This is a genomic window from Amaricoccus solimangrovi (assembly GCF_006385685.1).
In the GTDB taxonomy this organism is placed as follows: Bacteria; Pseudomonadota; Alphaproteobacteria; order Rhodobacterales; family Rhodobacteraceae; genus Amaricoccus; species Amaricoccus solimangrovi.
In genome coordinates this window covers 1-13,237 of the sequence record NZ_VFRP01000011.1, presented here as the reverse complement: position 1 = coordinate 13,237, position 13,237 = coordinate 1, and the positions used below count along the sequence as shown (strand labels likewise).

The following is a 13,237-nucleotide window of genomic DNA, read 5'->3' as shown; positions in this document are numbered from 1 at the left end:
GATACGCCGCGCTTGGCAGGACCGGTCCGCTTTGCTACCCCGATCCCGGCGCGATTGTCGCGCCAGAGGACGCCGCGGCTCGCAGCGGGCCCCGGCGCCATAGCGCCGAACAGGGGGAAGCCATGAGCCTCGGGGCGATTCTCGAACAGATGATGCGGCAAGGCGGCGGTGGCGGGAGCCGCCTCGACCAGCTGTTGCGCAACCTAGGCGGGACCGGCCGGACCACCGGCGGCGGCCTCGGCGACCTGCTGGGCCAGCTCCAGGGCGCGCTCGCCGGGGCGACGGGCGGCGCTTCCGGCGGCGTTTCCGGGGGCGGGACGGGCGGTCTCGCCGGTCGGGCCAAGGACTTCCTCGGCAGGGAACAGGTCGGCGGCCTGACGGGCGGCCAGCTCGGCGGCATCGGCGCGATCGCGGGCGCGCTGCTCGGCGGAGGCGCGGGCGGCGCGGCCAAGGGCGGGGCGATGGCGATCCTCGGCACGCTCGCGCTCGGCGCGTTGCGCGCCGCCCAGGCGGAACGGGCTGGCGGGGCGCCGGCGGCGGACATCCCGCCCGCGACCGAGGAAATCGCCTCGGTGACCGGGCCGGAGGCGGAACGGCTGGTGCTCCTCGCCATGATCTCCGCGGCCAAGGCCGACGGCAGCGTCGACGAGGCGGAAATGAAGAAGATCATCGGCAAGGCCGGCGAGGACGGAGTGACCGAGGAGGAGAAGCAGTTCGTCCTGTCCGAACTGACGACGCCCGTCGACATCGACGCGCTGGCCGCGCGGGTCACCTCGCCCACCCAGGCGGCCGCGGTCTACGCCGCGTCGCTGCTCACGATCACGCCGGACACGCCGGCGGAGAAGGCCTATCTCTCGCAGCTCGCCGCGGCGCTCCGGCTCGACCCGGCCGCGGTCGAGGCGCTCGAGAAGACGACCGGCGCCTGAGCATGGCGACCGCCCGGCCCGCCGCGCCATCGACCGCGACGCGGCGGGCCTCGCGGGGGCGGCGCTTGACCCGCCCCCGCCGCGCCCTAGCCTGCCCGTCATGACCAGTCTCGCGACCGACAGCGCCCGGATCCACGAATCCCTCGGCGCGGAATTCTTCGACACCGCGACCCCGGCGGATTTCCCCCGGGCCGAGTTGCGATTCCGCAACGACCGCTGGGCCGCGCGCGTCGGGCTCGACTCCCTCTCCGACGCCGACTGGATCCGGCATTTCGGCCGGTTCGAACCCCTGCCCGGCAACATGCCGACGCCGCTCGCGCTGCGCTATCACGGGCATCAGTTCCGGGCCTACAATCCCGATCTCGGCGACGGGCGCGGCTTTCTCTTCGCGCAGTTGCGCGACGCGGTGGATGGCCGGCTGCTCGACCTCGGCACCAAGGGATCCGGCCAGACGCGCTGGAGCCGCGGCGCGGACGGACGGCTGACGCTCAAGGGGGCGCTGCGCGAGATCCTCGCGACCGAGATGCTGGAGGCGCTCGGCGTCTATACCTCCAAGACCTTCTCGGTGATCGAGACCGGCGAGGCGCTGACGCGGGGCGACGAGCCCTCGCCCACGCGCTCCGCCGTGCTGACCCGGCTCAGCCATTCGCACATCCGGATCGGCAGCTTCCAGCGGCTCGCGGCCCTCGGCAACCATGACGCGACCCGGCGGCTGGCCGATCACTGCGTCGCGCATTACTGGCCGGAAGCCGCCGGAACCGATCCGGTCGCCGGGCTCTACGACCAGATCGTCACCGCCGTCGCCCGGCTCGGCGCCGAATGGTTCGCCGCGGGATTCGTCCACGGCGTGCTCAATACCGACAACATCAACATCACCGGCGAAAGCTTCGACTACGGGCCCTGGCGCTTCCTCGACCGGTTCGACCCGGCCTTCACGGCCGCCTATTTCGACCAGACCGGCCTCTACTGCTTCGCGCGCCAGCCCGAGGCGTTGGTCTGGAATCTCGCGCGGCTCGGCGAATGCCTGATCCCGATCGCGTCGCGCGAGGCAATCGAGCCAAGGTTCAATGATTTCGCCGAACGTTTCCACGCCGCGCTCGAGCGCCAGACCTTCGCCCGGCTCGGCCTGCTCACCCCGGCGACGCCGGCCTCGCGCGAGCTCATGCACCGCTTCTGGGGCGCGATGCAGGAGACGCGGCCGCCGTTCCAGCGGATCTTCCTCGACCTCCTCGCCGCGCGGCCGGAGGGAATCGCGGCGAGCCCGCTGCGCCCGCTCTATGAGACGGCGACCTGGGCGGAGGTGATCGAGGGCCTGCGCGAACTCGCCCCCGCGCCCGGCCTCGAGGCGGCGCTCGCGATCCGGCCGGAGGCGCCGGAGACGATGGTGATCGAGGAGGTCGAGGCGATCTGGGCGCCCATCGCCGAAAGCGACGACTGGGGACCGCTCAGGGAGAAGATCGCGCGCGTCCGCGCCTTCGGCGCCTTCACCGCCGCGCTCGGCCTGCTCCGGGGGCCGAACGGGCGGCCCCGCCACGTGCCGATCGCGTAGGACCGCATGGGCGCGCCCGGGTCCCCGAGCCTCGTCCGCGTCTATCTGCGAAGCCTCGGCCTGCTCGCGGCGGAACGCGGGCAGGCCGTGCTCCTCGCCGCCGCCTCGGTCGCGATCGCGGTCGCCCAGCTCGCCGAGCCGATCCTGTTCGGCCGGGTGGTGGACGCGCTCGCCTCCGGCGCCGACGCCTTCCCGACCATCGGCCTCTGGGCCGCGCTCGGCCTCTTCGGCATCGTCGCGGGCGTCGTCGTCTCCGTTTCCGCCGACCGGCTGGCGCACCGCCGGCGGATGGCCGCGATGGCCGGGGCCTTCGAGCGGGCGATCACGCTGCCGATCGGCTATCACGCCGCGCGCGGCACCGGCGCGGTGGTGCGCGGCATCCTCGCGGGAACCGACGCGCTCTTCGCGCTCTGGCTCGCGGTCCTGCGCAACCAGTTGACGGCGGTCGTCAGCATCCTGCTCCTCATTCCGACCGCGCTCGGCATGAACCTCGCCATGGCCTCGATCCTGATCGTGCTGGCCGCGCTCTACGCCGTGCTGAACGTCGCGGTGATCCGTCGCACGCGCGCGGGCCAGGCGAATGTCGAGGCGCATCATGCCAATGTCTTCGGCCGCGTCGGCGACGTGATCGGCAACGTGACCATCGTGCAGAGCTTCACCCGGCTCGGCGCCGAGACGGAGGCGATGCGGGGGCTGATGGACCGGCTGCTGGCGGCGCAATACCCGGTGCTGACCTGGTGGGGCGTGCTGACCGTGCTGACGCGCGCGGCCGCGACCATCGCGATGGTCCTCGTGCTCGCCGTGGGCGCGATCCTCGCGCGGCGGGGCGAGGTGAGCGTGGGCGAGATCGTGGCCTTCGTCTCCTTCGCGACGCTGCTGATCGGCAAGCTCGACCAGCTCTCCGGCTTCGTCGCGGGCATCTTCAAGCAGACGCCGACGCTGACGGGCTATTTCGACCTGCTCGACGCCAAGGCGGGGGTCGCGGACAGGCCCGGCGCGCCCGATCTCGGCCGGGTCCGGGGCGCGGTGCGGTATTCGGGCGTCTCGATGCGCTTTCCGGGCAGCGACCAGGGCGTGTTCGATCTCGATTTCTCGGTCGAGCCCGGCCGCACCGTGGCGCTGGTCGGCCCGACCGGCTCGGGCAAGTCGACCACCCTCGCGCTGCTCCAGCGGCTGCGCGACCCCGATGCCGGCGCGATCACGGTCGACGGGCACGACATCACCGGCGTCACGCTGAACTCGCTGCGCCGCGAGATCGCCGTGGTGTTCCAGGAGGCGGGGCTCTTCAACCGCTCGATCGCCGAGAACATCCGCGTCGGCAGGCCCTCCGCCACCGACGCCGAGGTGGAGGAGGCCGCGCGCCGCGCCGAGGCCGACCGCTTCATCGCGCGCAAGCAGGGCGGCTACGGCTTCGTGATCGGGGAGCGCGGCTCGGCGCTCTCGGGCGGCGAGCGCCAGCGGCTCGCGATCGCCCGCGCGATCCTGAAGGACGCGCCGATCCTGATCCTCGACGAGGCGACCAGCGCGCTCGATCCCGAGACCGAGGCGAAGATCAAGCGCGCGCTCGACGCGCTGCGTGCCGGACGCACCACCTTCATCATCGCGCACCGGCTCTCGACGGTCGCGGACGCCGACGAGATCCTGGTGCTCGACCAGGGCCGGATCGTCGAGCGCGGAACCTTCCGCTCCCTCGTCGCGGAGGGCGGGCTCTTCGCCCGGCTGGTGGCGGAGGGCGGCTTCACGGAGCCGGAGGAGGCGCCGCCTCAAGCGAGCCCGTAGAGCGCCCCGGCTCCGCTCCCCTCCACCGCGACGCGCTCCCGTCCCGCCAGATCGACGAGATGGGCGAGCACGGTCCGCGCCGCGGCCCCCCGCAGCTTCGGATCGAGCCCCCGGTACATCGCCTCCACGAGTTCCGGCACCCGCGCCGGCCCCTTCGCGAGCATGTCGAGCACCTGCGCCTCGCGGGCGGCGCGATGCGCGAGCATGTGGCCGATCAGCCGCCCCGGGCGCGTCACCGCCGCCCCGTGGCCGGGGTAGTAGACGCCTTCCCCGCGCTCCCGCAGCCGGCCGAGGCTTTCGCGATAGGCGGCGAGGTCGCCGTCGGGCGGCGAGATCATCGTCGTGGACCAGCCCATCACCAGATCGCCCGAGAAGAGCGCGGCGCCCTCCCGGTAGACGAAGCTCAGGTGATCCGCCGTATGGCCGGGCGTCGCCAGCGCGGCCAGCGTCAGGCCCGGCGCGGCGATCACCTCGCCCTCGCCGATCCGGCGATCGGGCGCGAAGCCGGGGACGAGCCCCTCGCCCCCGCCGAGGCCGAGATCGCCCGCGAGCCGGGCCATCCCGGGCGCGCGCGCGCCCACCGGATCGCCATGCGCCAGCACCTCGGCGCCGAGCCGCGCGCCCATCGCCGCCGCGCCCTCGGAATGATCCCGGTGCGCGTGGGTGACCAGCACCGCCACCACCGTTTCCCCCGGCCCGAGCGCCCGCGCGACGGCCTCGCGATGCCGGGCATCGTCGGGGCCGGGGTCGATCACCGCGACCTGGCCCTCCCCCACGAGATAGGTGCGCGTCCCGGTGAAGGTCATCGGCCCGGCGTTCGGCGCGGTGACGACCCGCACCCCCGGCGCCAGCCGCTCGGCCGCGCCGATCGGCGGGGCATGGTCGCGCTCGAACGGATCCTCCGCCATGGTCCTCCCCGGCGCCCCGGGGCGCCCTTCCGCTTGCGCCCCCGCGCGGCGCCGCGTAACGCTCGCCTTGCGATGAAATGGCCAACCGCCCGGACCGTCCTGCCAACCAGCCTCTTCGGCCGGGCGCTGACGATCCTACTTGTGCCGATCGTGCTTCTGCAACTCGTCGTCGGCCTCGTCTTCTTCCAGCGGCACTATCTGCGCGTGACGGACCAGCTGACGAGCGGCGTGGGGCTCGAACTGCGCTACGCGATCGGCGAGGTCAACCGCGCCCGCGATGTCGCGGAGGCGCGGGCGGCGCTCGACCGGCTCTCCGCCCCGCTCGACCTCGAACTCACGCTCCGGCCCGGCATCGGCGTGACGCCGGGGCTCAGGCGCGTGTTCTACGACATCAGCGGCGGCACCCTGGCGGCGACGCTGGGCGAGGAACTGCCCGGCCCGCTCGCCGTCGATCTGCGGACCGACCAGAGGGTGGCGAGCGTCACCGCCGCGACCAACAAGGGCGCGCTGCGGGCAACGATTCCGCGGACCCGGCTCTCGGTCTCCAATCCGCACCAGCTTCTGGTGCTGATGATCGGAACCTCGATCCTGCTGACCGCGATCGCGGTCATCTTCCTGCGCAACCAGGTCCGCCCGATCCGCGCGCTGGCCGAGGCGGCGGAGGCCTTCGGCAAGGGCCGCTCCCTGCCGTTCCGTCCCGCCGGCGCCGAGGAAGTCCGCCGCGCCGGCGCGGCCTTCCTCGCGATGCGCTCGCGCATCGAGCGCCAGATCGAGCAGCGCACGCAGATGCTCTCGGGCGTCAGCCACGACCTCCGGACGCCGCTGACGCGGATGCGCCTGACCCTCGCGCTGATGGAGGACAGCGAGGAGGCGCGCGACATGGTGCATGACATGGACCAGATGGACCGGATGCTCGGCGAGTTCCTCGCCTTCGCCCGGGGCGACGGGCTCGAGACCACGACGCCGACCGATCCCTTCGCGCTCGCGGAGCGCGTCGTCGAGAATGCCCGGCGCACCGGCGCCGCGATCGAACTCATCGAGGAGAACGAGACGCCGGAGAACCGGCTCGTCGAGATGCGCCCCGGCGCGATCACCCGCGCGGTGCAGAACCTCGTCGGCAACGCGATCCGCCACGGCGCGCATGTGACGCTGCGCGCGCGGCTCCGGACCAAGACGATCGATTTCGTCGTCGAGGACGACGGCCCCGGCATTCCCCCCGAGGACCGGGCGCGGGCGCTCTCGCCCTTCACCCGGCTCGACCACGCGCGCGGACAGGACGAGGACGGCAACGTCGGCCTCGGCCTCTCGATCGCGCTCGACGTCGCGCGCAGCCATGGCGGCAATCTCGACCTCGCGGAGAGCGAGGCGCTCGGCGGCCTGCGCGCGACGCTCCGCATCCCGCGCTGAGACGTGCATCGGCGCCGGCCCGGTGCTAAGGAGCCGCGATCCCTGTCGCCCGTTTCCGGAGTCCCCATGTCCCGCCCCGCCCTGCTGTTCGATCTCGACGGTACGCTCCTCGACACCGACCCGCTGCATCACAAGGCCTTCGTCTCCGTCTTCGCCGAGCGCGGGCGCGGCCTCGACATCGAGGAATACAAGACCCGGATCATCGGCAAGCCGAACGCGCAGATCATGGCGGAATACTTTCCCGGCGAGGAGACGCGCCACGCCGAGATCGCGGAGATCAAGGAGAGCCGCTTCCGCGACCTGCTCGGCGGGCGCGCGGATCCCACGGCCGGGATCCACGCGCTGCTCGACTGGGCGGAGCGGGAGCGGATCGGCACGGCGGTCGTGACCAACGCGCCCCGGGTGAACGCCGAGGCGATGCTGGCCGCGGCCGGGCTCGCGGAACGGCTGACGCTGCTTTTGATCGGCGAGGAATGCCCGCGGCCGAAGCCCGATCCCCTGCCCTACCGGATGGCGATGGAAGCCCTCGGCGCCACGCCCGCGCGCTCGGTCGCCTTCGAGGACAGCCCCTCGGGCCTGCGCGCCGCCCGCGCCGCCGGGGCGCATGTCTTCGGCCTGACGAGCAGCCTCTCCCCCGAGACGCTGCGCGGCGCGGGCGCGCATGAGATCATCGACGACTTCACCGCCCCCGCGCTCTGGTCCTATCTCGACGCGCTCGTGGCGCGGGACGCCTGAATGGCACGCCAGCCGCCCGCGCCAACCGCGCCGCGCCCGTGGAAGGAGGTCCCGGGCGGCGTCGAACTCGCCGTCCGGCTCACGCCCCGGGGCGGTCGGGCGGCGATCGACGGCCTCGCCGAGGCCGGGGGCCAGCCGGTCCTGCGCGTGCGCGTCTCCGCCCCGCCGGTCGAGGGCGCGGCGAACGCGGCGCTGATCGCCTGCCTCTCCGATCTGCTCGGCCTGCCCCGTTCCGCGATCACGCTCCTCGCCGGGGAGCGCGCGCGCGTGAAGCGGCTCCGCCTGCTGGCCCCGGGCATCGCGGAGAGGCTCGAGGCCATCGCCGCCGGGCTCTGACGGCGCTCGGACGGCCAAGGCGCCCGCGCCCGGCTCCCTCCGGAGCCGGAGGGCATCTTGACCGGCGGCGCGTTTGTCGATACCTCCGGGAATCGAGGCGGGTGTAGCTCAATGGTAGAGCTTTTGCTTCCCAAGCAAGTGACGAGGGTTCGATTCCCTTCACCCGCTCCATCAAAAATGGTGCCCATCTGAAAATTTCCTTCAGATCAGCCCGTTAACCGACGCCCCCCGATCCCCTGCGAGAGTGCCCGATTTTTGCGCCATATATTGCGCTACGATCGACAACCTGAACGGGAATGGCATTGGCGCGGCACAACGAGGGAAATTGTCTGTATCAACGCGGCGGACGCTGGTGCTTCAAGCAGCGCGTTCCCCGAAGATTCGAGAGGCCGGACCCGAGACGACCGGTCCGGATCGCGCTCAGGACGGATTCCGAGCGCGAGGCGCCGGGGATCGCGGCGGGCCTCTGGGCCTGTTGGGAAGCGCTCGAAGCCGGCAACACGACCGACGCGAAGGCGGGTCATTACGCGACCCTCAAGCTCGCGGAAGCGCACGGCTTCACCTGCCGCCCGGCAACCGACCTCGCCGCCGGCGACTTCGAGGCCCTGCACGCGCGCGTCGAATCCCCGGTGCATCCCGGCGGCGCGGTCGCGATCGGCGCCGAGCCCAACGCGGCGCTCGGGCTGGTCGCCTCCCCGCGCCCGCGCCTCTCGGAAGTGCTCGAAGACTTCGTCGCGCTGACCTCGGATCGGCTCAAGGGCAAGAACGAAGGTCAGATCCGGCGCTGGAAGAACGTGCGGATCCGCTCGGTCGCGAACATGACCAAGGTGTTCGGCGACAAACCGATCAATCAGATTACCTGCGAGGACGCGGTCGCGTTCCGGACGTGATGGCAGGCGCGGGTCGCGAAGGGCACGTCGCGGATACCGCGAACAAGGAACTGGAGCACGCCTCGAACATCTTCGAGACTGTCAACACGCCGCGCCATTACGGGCTGGTGAGCCCGTTCGGCCGGTTGAGCCTGCGCGACCTCGGGAGCAGCAAACGTGATCCCTATTCCCCCGATTTCATCCGCGAGATCTGAAGTGATGCGGTGGATACCCCCAGCCAGCGGCATCTCGTATGCCATGAAGGTTCGATAGGACCGAGCCGAGGCGCATCGATGATGACGAAAATCAGCATGCTGGCGATCGACCTGGCGAAGGGCAGCTTTCAGGTCTGCGCTGTCGGAGCGGGTGGGACGGTTCTGTACAATCGGGTGCTGTCGCGGACAGAGCTATGGATGAATTTGGGTGACTCGTGCTGATCAGGCGGCGCGGCTTTGGGCGGCATCGCTCGTGGCGACGCCGTCGGCGAATTTGACGCCTTCGATGACGCGCGGCAACTGGTTTGCGCCGTTCAGGCGACGCCATTTCTTCGACGCCTCGCGCACGAGGGTGAACACCATCAGCTTCACGGTTTTCTGCGATAACGCGCCCTTGGTGCGCACGGCGCGGTGGCGGACGGTGGCGAAGGCGCTCTCGATCGGGTTGGACGTGCGCAGGTGGTCCCAGTGCTCGGCCGGAAAATCGTAGAACGTCATCAGCGCGTCGACGTCCTTGGTCAGGCAAGCGACGGCGGGGGCGAACTTGAAGCCGTACTTTTCCTTGAAGACCTCGACGGCAGCCAGAGCCGCCGCTTTCGTCTCGGCATGATGGATGTCCTGCGGGTCGGACTTGACGGCCGGGCCCATGGATTTCGGGAACTTGTTCAGAACGTTCGAAATCTTGTGGAACCAGCAGCGCTGGTGGCGCGTGCCCGGAAACACTTCGTCGAGGGCCTTCCAGAACCCCAACGCCCCGTCGCCGACGGCGACCTCGGGGGCGACGGCCAGCCCACGGGCCTTGATGTCGACCAATAACTCGTGCCAGCTCTGCGCGCTTTCCCGCACCCCGACCTGAAAGCCGAGCAGTTCCTTTCCGCCTTCCGGCGTCGCCCCGATCATCACGAGGATGCATTCGGCCCGAGGCTCCATGCGCGCCTGGAGGTAGACCCCGTCGGCCCAAACGTAGACGTAGCGACGCGCCGAGAGATCGCGCCCTTGCCAGCGGTCATACTCCTCCCGCCAGCCGGCGCTGAGCCGGGCGATCGCGCCGGGCGACAGGCTCGGCGCGTCCGTCCCGAGCAGCGCCGCCAGGTTCGGCCCGCTCGCTCGAACCCGTGGCGCTCGGGGCCTCACCCTGGAAATCGCCGGTGGAGACGCCGCGCAAATAGAGCACCGGCAGCAGCGCATCGAGGCTTCGTCGACACCATCGGCCTCCTGTTCGGGCTGGTGGTCCATGCCGCCGACATCCAGGATCGCGACGGCGCGCCGGCGGTCCTGAAATCCATCCGCCATGCCTGTCCCTGGCTTCGGCACGCCTTCGCGGACGGAGGATATGCCGGGCCGAAACTGCGGGCGGCGCTCGACAGGATGGGCGACTGGACGCTACGGATCGTCAAGCGATCCGACACCGCGAAAGGCTTCGAAGTCCTGCCGCGCCGATGGGGGGTCGAACGCCCCTTCGCCTGGCTCGGGCGCTGGCCGCGTCTGGCAAAGGACCGGGAGAAATCCGTCGCCTCGGCGGAAGCATGGATCAACGTCGCCCACATCCGCATCACAACCAGAGGCCTCGCAAGGTTCTGTTACCGTTGATTGGATTCCGAGTCCGGGACCTCGCGAAGCTTGCCGCGACCGGGCGACAGCCCGGGGTGTGTTCTTCAACCTCGATGCGCTCTGGTCCTCGCCTCATGTCGATTTCGTCGCGATCGACCAATGTCCGCCCATGGCCGACGGGCGCCCGGGAGACGATCATCTCGATGACGATCCGGCGGCGGGTCGCGTCTCGATCTACGACCTCGATTATCTCAAGGCGAACGTCGAGGGCGGGGAATACTTCGCCTGGTACTACGCCAGCGACGCGGATCGCGCGGCGCGGGTCCGGACCCCGATCGCGGACGGGGCGCACGGCGAGGACTGGATCTTTCGGCGAAAGGCGATCCGCGACGGGTTCGGGAACGCGCACCGCAACCGCCCGGGCGGGGTCCGCTCCGCCACGGCGACGAGCTGGACCCCGGACGCGAAGCCGCTCTGGTTTACCGAAAGCGGCTGCCCCGCGGTCGACTTGGGCGCCAATCAGCCGAACATTCGCGGCGATCAATACCTCGGAATCAGGGCTCCCGCGGTTCTCGGGCGGGGTCCGCGATGACTTCATGCCGCGCCAGTATCTCCGCGCTGTCATTGAATGGTGGCGCGACAACGGCTCGGCGATCCTCGATCCGGCGAACGTGCTGGTCTGGGCCTGGGACGCGCGGCCCTGGCCGGAATGCCCCAATTTCGCCTGGGAATGAGCCGACGCGGCGATCGTGGTCGGGGCCGCGCCGAGCGCGGGCCAGCGCGCGGCGCTGATCGCCGCCGCCGGGGAGCGCGCGGGGCGCTGAGCCCGCCGCGCCGCCCGCGTCCCGCGCCGCGCGGGGCGCCTCCGATCCTTCGAACGAGGTCCGCCATGTTCTTCCGTGACGCGCCGCTCGGGCGGATCGACTCGAACCTGATCGCGACGCTCGCGGGCGCCACGGCGGTCGATCGCACGGTCCGCCTCGTCGCCCAGGTCGCGGATCCCGGCTCGCTCGCGCTCGCCGCGCGGCGCTTCGTCGAGGTCGAGGTGCCGCGCTTCGCCCTCGGCGGCGGGAAAGTGTTCATGACGGCGACGGATCTGATCGCGCTCGGGACCGGGGGATCGTGCTGGCGTGGTTCGGGGCGTGGCTACCGGCCCCGCTGGTCGGGCCGCCGCGGAGGCGGTAGCCGGGAGGCTCGGGCCAAGGCGCGCGCATGTGACCGGCGCGGCGGAGGAATCGGATGTTCCGATGCCTTCAAAAGGAATACAGTGCTTCGATAGTAGTAGAACAGTATTCGAAATAGATCAGGGAAGATGTGCTTGGCGTGCCGCTGGCACATCGAAGGGGGTACTCGTGTCGCTACAAATCGTTGGCGCGGGCTTCGGCCGGACTGGAACGCATTCGCTGAGGGAGGCGCTCGACACGCTGGGTCTCGGTCCTTGCTATCATATGATCGAGATCATCCAGGATCCCGACCGCAAGGTGCCGCAATGGGTGGCGGCGAGCGAAGGGAAGGCCGACTGGGACGCGATCTTCGAGGGCTATGGCTCGACGGTGGACTGGCCCTCGGCGGCGTACTGGAAGGAGATCCTCGCCCATTATCCGGACGCGAAGGTGATCCTGAGCACGCGGCCCGCCGAGGGCTGGTACGACAGCTTTTCGGAAACGATCGCCTGGCTGATGGCCACGCCCGCGACGCTGCCGCCTCATCTTCAACCTTGGCTGACGATGGCCAGCGACCTGGTCACGAAAACGACCTTCGGCGGCCGGCCGACGGACCGGGAACATGCGATCGCAGTCTTCAATGCCTACGAGGCCGAGGTCAAGGCCAGCGTGCCGCCGGACCGCCTGCTGGTTTTTCAGGCCTCGGAAGGATGGGAGCCGCTCTGTCGCTTTCTCGACAAGCCGATCCCCGCCACCCCCTATCCGAGGACAAACACCAAGGACGATTTCATCCATCGCTTCAAACAACCGGCCTGAGCGGCCACACCGCGAAGCGGCGGCCACCGCGGCCGAAGTCGCTCCGATGGCCGCGGCGCCGGACCGGCTGGCGGCGGAACCTCATTGCCATGGCCCCCTCGGGGGCCGAACCCGGACCGCGGACCGGAACTGTCCCCGCCATCCGCGGGATCGCGCCTCGGGCACCTTCGTTTTCGCAGCCATTTTCCGTCCTTCACCGTGTGCCGCGCCGGAGCCGGCGCGGGTGGGCAGAGCATGACGGAGCGGCGGTCCGCGGGGGGGCACGCGGCCGATACCTCCCATCCGGCCGGCCCAGTTCTCGGCCCCGATCAAGGCGCCCGAGGGCGCGCCGAACGTCCTGCTCGTCCTGCTCGACGATGTCGGCTTCGGCCAGTTCGACGTCACCGGCGGCGGCGTGCCCTCGCCCGCGATGGACGAGCTGGCGCGCGAGGGGGAACTCTACACCCGCTTCCACACCACGGCGCTCTGCTCGCCCACCCGCGCGGCGCTGCTGACCGGGCGCAACCACAACGTGGCGGGCACCGGCGTCATCACCGAACTCGCCACCGGCTACGACGGCTATACGGGGATCATCCCGAAGGACACGGCGACCGTGTCCGAGATCCTGCGCCAGAACGGCTATGCCACCGCCTGGATCGGCAAGAACCACAATACGCCGATCTACGAGACGAGCGCGGTCGGCCCCTACGATCACTGGCCGAACGGGCTCGGCCTCGACTACTTCTACGGCTTCATGGCGGGGGATACGAACCAGATCCGGCCCTTTCTCTTCGAGAACCAGACGCCGCTCGGCACGCCGACCGCCCCCGACTACTATCTCAGCGTCGATCTGGCGGACCAAACGATCGACTGGCCGCGGTCACTCGAGGCGATCGAACCGGACAAGCCATTGTACCGGGGCACGGATTCGAGACAGCGCTTTGCGCCGGTTACGCCGCCAGTTTGACCGTGGCGGCTTCGGTTTCAAGGCCGAGTTGCGCGGC

At 70.7% G+C, this 13,237-nt stretch carries 13 protein-coding genes, 1 tRNA gene and 3 pseudogenes; 15 read left to right on the top strand and 2 right to left on the bottom strand.

The window, feature by feature from the left end:
• Window positions 1-122 precede the first annotated feature (122 nt).
• From FJM51_RS24720 to FJM51_RS12180, 3 genes are all read left to right on the top strand, one after another.
• Window positions 123-926 (top strand): tellurite resistance TerB family protein, encoded by an 804-nt coding sequence (locus FJM51_RS24720; RefSeq protein WP_140454427.1) that lies wholly within the window; start codon window positions 123-125, stop codon window positions 924-926.
• A gap of 100 nt (window positions 927-1,026) precedes the next feature.
• Window positions 1,027-2,475 (top strand): protein adenylyltransferase SelO family protein, encoded by a 1,449-nt coding sequence (locus FJM51_RS12185; protein WP_140454426.1) that lies wholly within the window; start codon window positions 1,027-1,029, stop codon window positions 2,473-2,475.
• 6 nt (window positions 2,476-2,481) lie between these two features.
• Window positions 2,482-4,254: a glucan ABC transporter ATP-binding protein/ permease gene (locus FJM51_RS12180; RefSeq protein ID WP_140454425.1), complete on the top strand. Its 1,773-nt coding sequence runs from the start codon at window positions 2,482-2,484 to the stop codon at window positions 4,252-4,254.
• On the opposite strand, the gene FJM51_RS12175 is transcribed toward FJM51_RS12180, so the two are convergent.
• The gene (locus FJM51_RS12175) at window positions 4,239-5,162 is read right to left on the bottom strand and encodes an MBL fold metallo-hydrolase (RefSeq protein ID WP_140454424.1); all 924 of its coding nucleotides are present in this window, start codon (window positions 5,160-5,162) and stop codon (window positions 4,239-4,241) included. The two genes, FJM51_RS12180 and FJM51_RS12175, sit on opposite strands and share 16 nt — an antisense overlap.
• Window positions 5,163-5,234: 72 nt before the next feature.
• Between FJM51_RS12175 and FJM51_RS12170 the strand changes: the two genes are divergently transcribed.
• The 7 genes from FJM51_RS12170 to FJM51_RS12140 all read left to right on the top strand — a co-directional run bounded on the left by FJM51_RS12170 (window position 5,235) and on the right by FJM51_RS12140 (window position 8,946).
• Window positions 5,235-6,569: an ATP-binding protein gene (locus FJM51_RS12170; protein ID WP_140454423.1), complete on the top strand. Its 1,335-nt coding sequence runs from the start codon at window positions 5,235-5,237 to the stop codon at window positions 6,567-6,569.
• Window positions 6,570-6,635: 66 nt separating this feature from the next.
• On the top strand, window positions 6,636-7,304 hold the full coding sequence (locus FJM51_RS12165) for an HAD family hydrolase (protein ID WP_140454422.1): 669 nt from the start codon (window positions 6,636-6,638) through the stop codon (window positions 7,302-7,304).
• Window positions 7,305-7,640: a DUF167 domain-containing protein gene (locus tag FJM51_RS12160; protein ID WP_140454421.1), complete on the top strand. Its 336-nt coding sequence runs from the start codon at window positions 7,305-7,307 to the stop codon at window positions 7,638-7,640.
• A 97-nt stretch (window positions 7,641-7,737) separates the two neighbouring features.
• A tRNA-Gly gene (locus FJM51_RS12155) sits at window positions 7,738-7,811 on the top strand.
• A gap of 131 nt (window positions 7,812-7,942) precedes the next feature.
• Window positions 7,943-8,530, top strand: coding sequence for a DUF6538 domain-containing protein (locus FJM51_RS12150; protein WP_140454420.1), 588 nt, complete (start codon window positions 7,943-7,945; stop codon window positions 8,528-8,530).
• Window positions 8,530-8,724 (top strand): hypothetical protein, encoded by a 195-nt coding sequence (locus FJM51_RS12145; protein WP_140454419.1) that lies wholly within the window; start codon window positions 8,530-8,532, stop codon window positions 8,722-8,724. The genes FJM51_RS12150 and FJM51_RS12145 overlap by 1 nt, the downstream gene beginning before the upstream one ends.
• Window positions 8,725-8,802: 78 nt before the next feature.
• Window positions 8,803-8,946: a hypothetical protein gene (locus tag FJM51_RS12140; RefSeq protein WP_233713097.1), complete on the top strand. Its 144-nt coding sequence runs from the start codon at window positions 8,803-8,805 to the stop codon at window positions 8,944-8,946.
• Here FJM51_RS12140 and FJM51_RS12135 read toward each other — a convergent pair.
• A pseudogene (locus FJM51_RS12135) lies at window positions 8,947-9,934 on the bottom strand (IS256 family transposase); the annotation flags it as partial.
• On the opposite strand from FJM51_RS12135, the pseudogene FJM51_RS12130 reads away from it, so the two are divergent.
• The 5 genes and pseudogenes from FJM51_RS12130 to FJM51_RS12110 all read left to right on the top strand — a co-directional run.
• Window positions 9,922-10,314: pseudogene (locus tag FJM51_RS12130) on the top strand (transposase); the annotation flags it as partial. The pseudogenes FJM51_RS12135 and FJM51_RS12130 overlap by 13 nt on opposite strands.
• A gap of 58 nt (window positions 10,315-10,372) precedes the next feature.
• Window positions 10,373-11,009 (top strand): annotated as a pseudogene (locus FJM51_RS24400) (baseplate megatron protein TIM-barrel domain-containing protein).
• Between the two features lie 155 nt (window positions 11,010-11,164).
• Complete coding sequence (locus tag FJM51_RS12120) at window positions 11,165-11,554, top strand: hypothetical protein (RefSeq protein ID WP_140454417.1); 390 nt, start codon at window positions 11,165-11,167, stop codon at window positions 11,552-11,554.
• Window positions 11,523-12,254 (top strand): sulfotransferase family protein, encoded by a 732-nt coding sequence (locus FJM51_RS12115; RefSeq protein WP_233713106.1) that lies wholly within the window; start codon window positions 11,523-11,525, stop codon window positions 12,252-12,254. Before FJM51_RS12120 ends, FJM51_RS12115 begins: the two co-directional genes overlap by 32 nt.
• Before the next feature lie 271 nt (window positions 12,255-12,525).
• Window positions 12,526-13,200 carry a sulfatase-like hydrolase/transferase gene (locus tag FJM51_RS12110; protein WP_140454415.1) on the top strand — a complete coding sequence of 225 codons (675 nt, stop codon included), beginning with the start codon at window positions 12,526-12,528 and terminating at the stop codon, window positions 13,198-13,200.
• Window positions 13,201-13,237 lie beyond the last annotated feature (37 nt).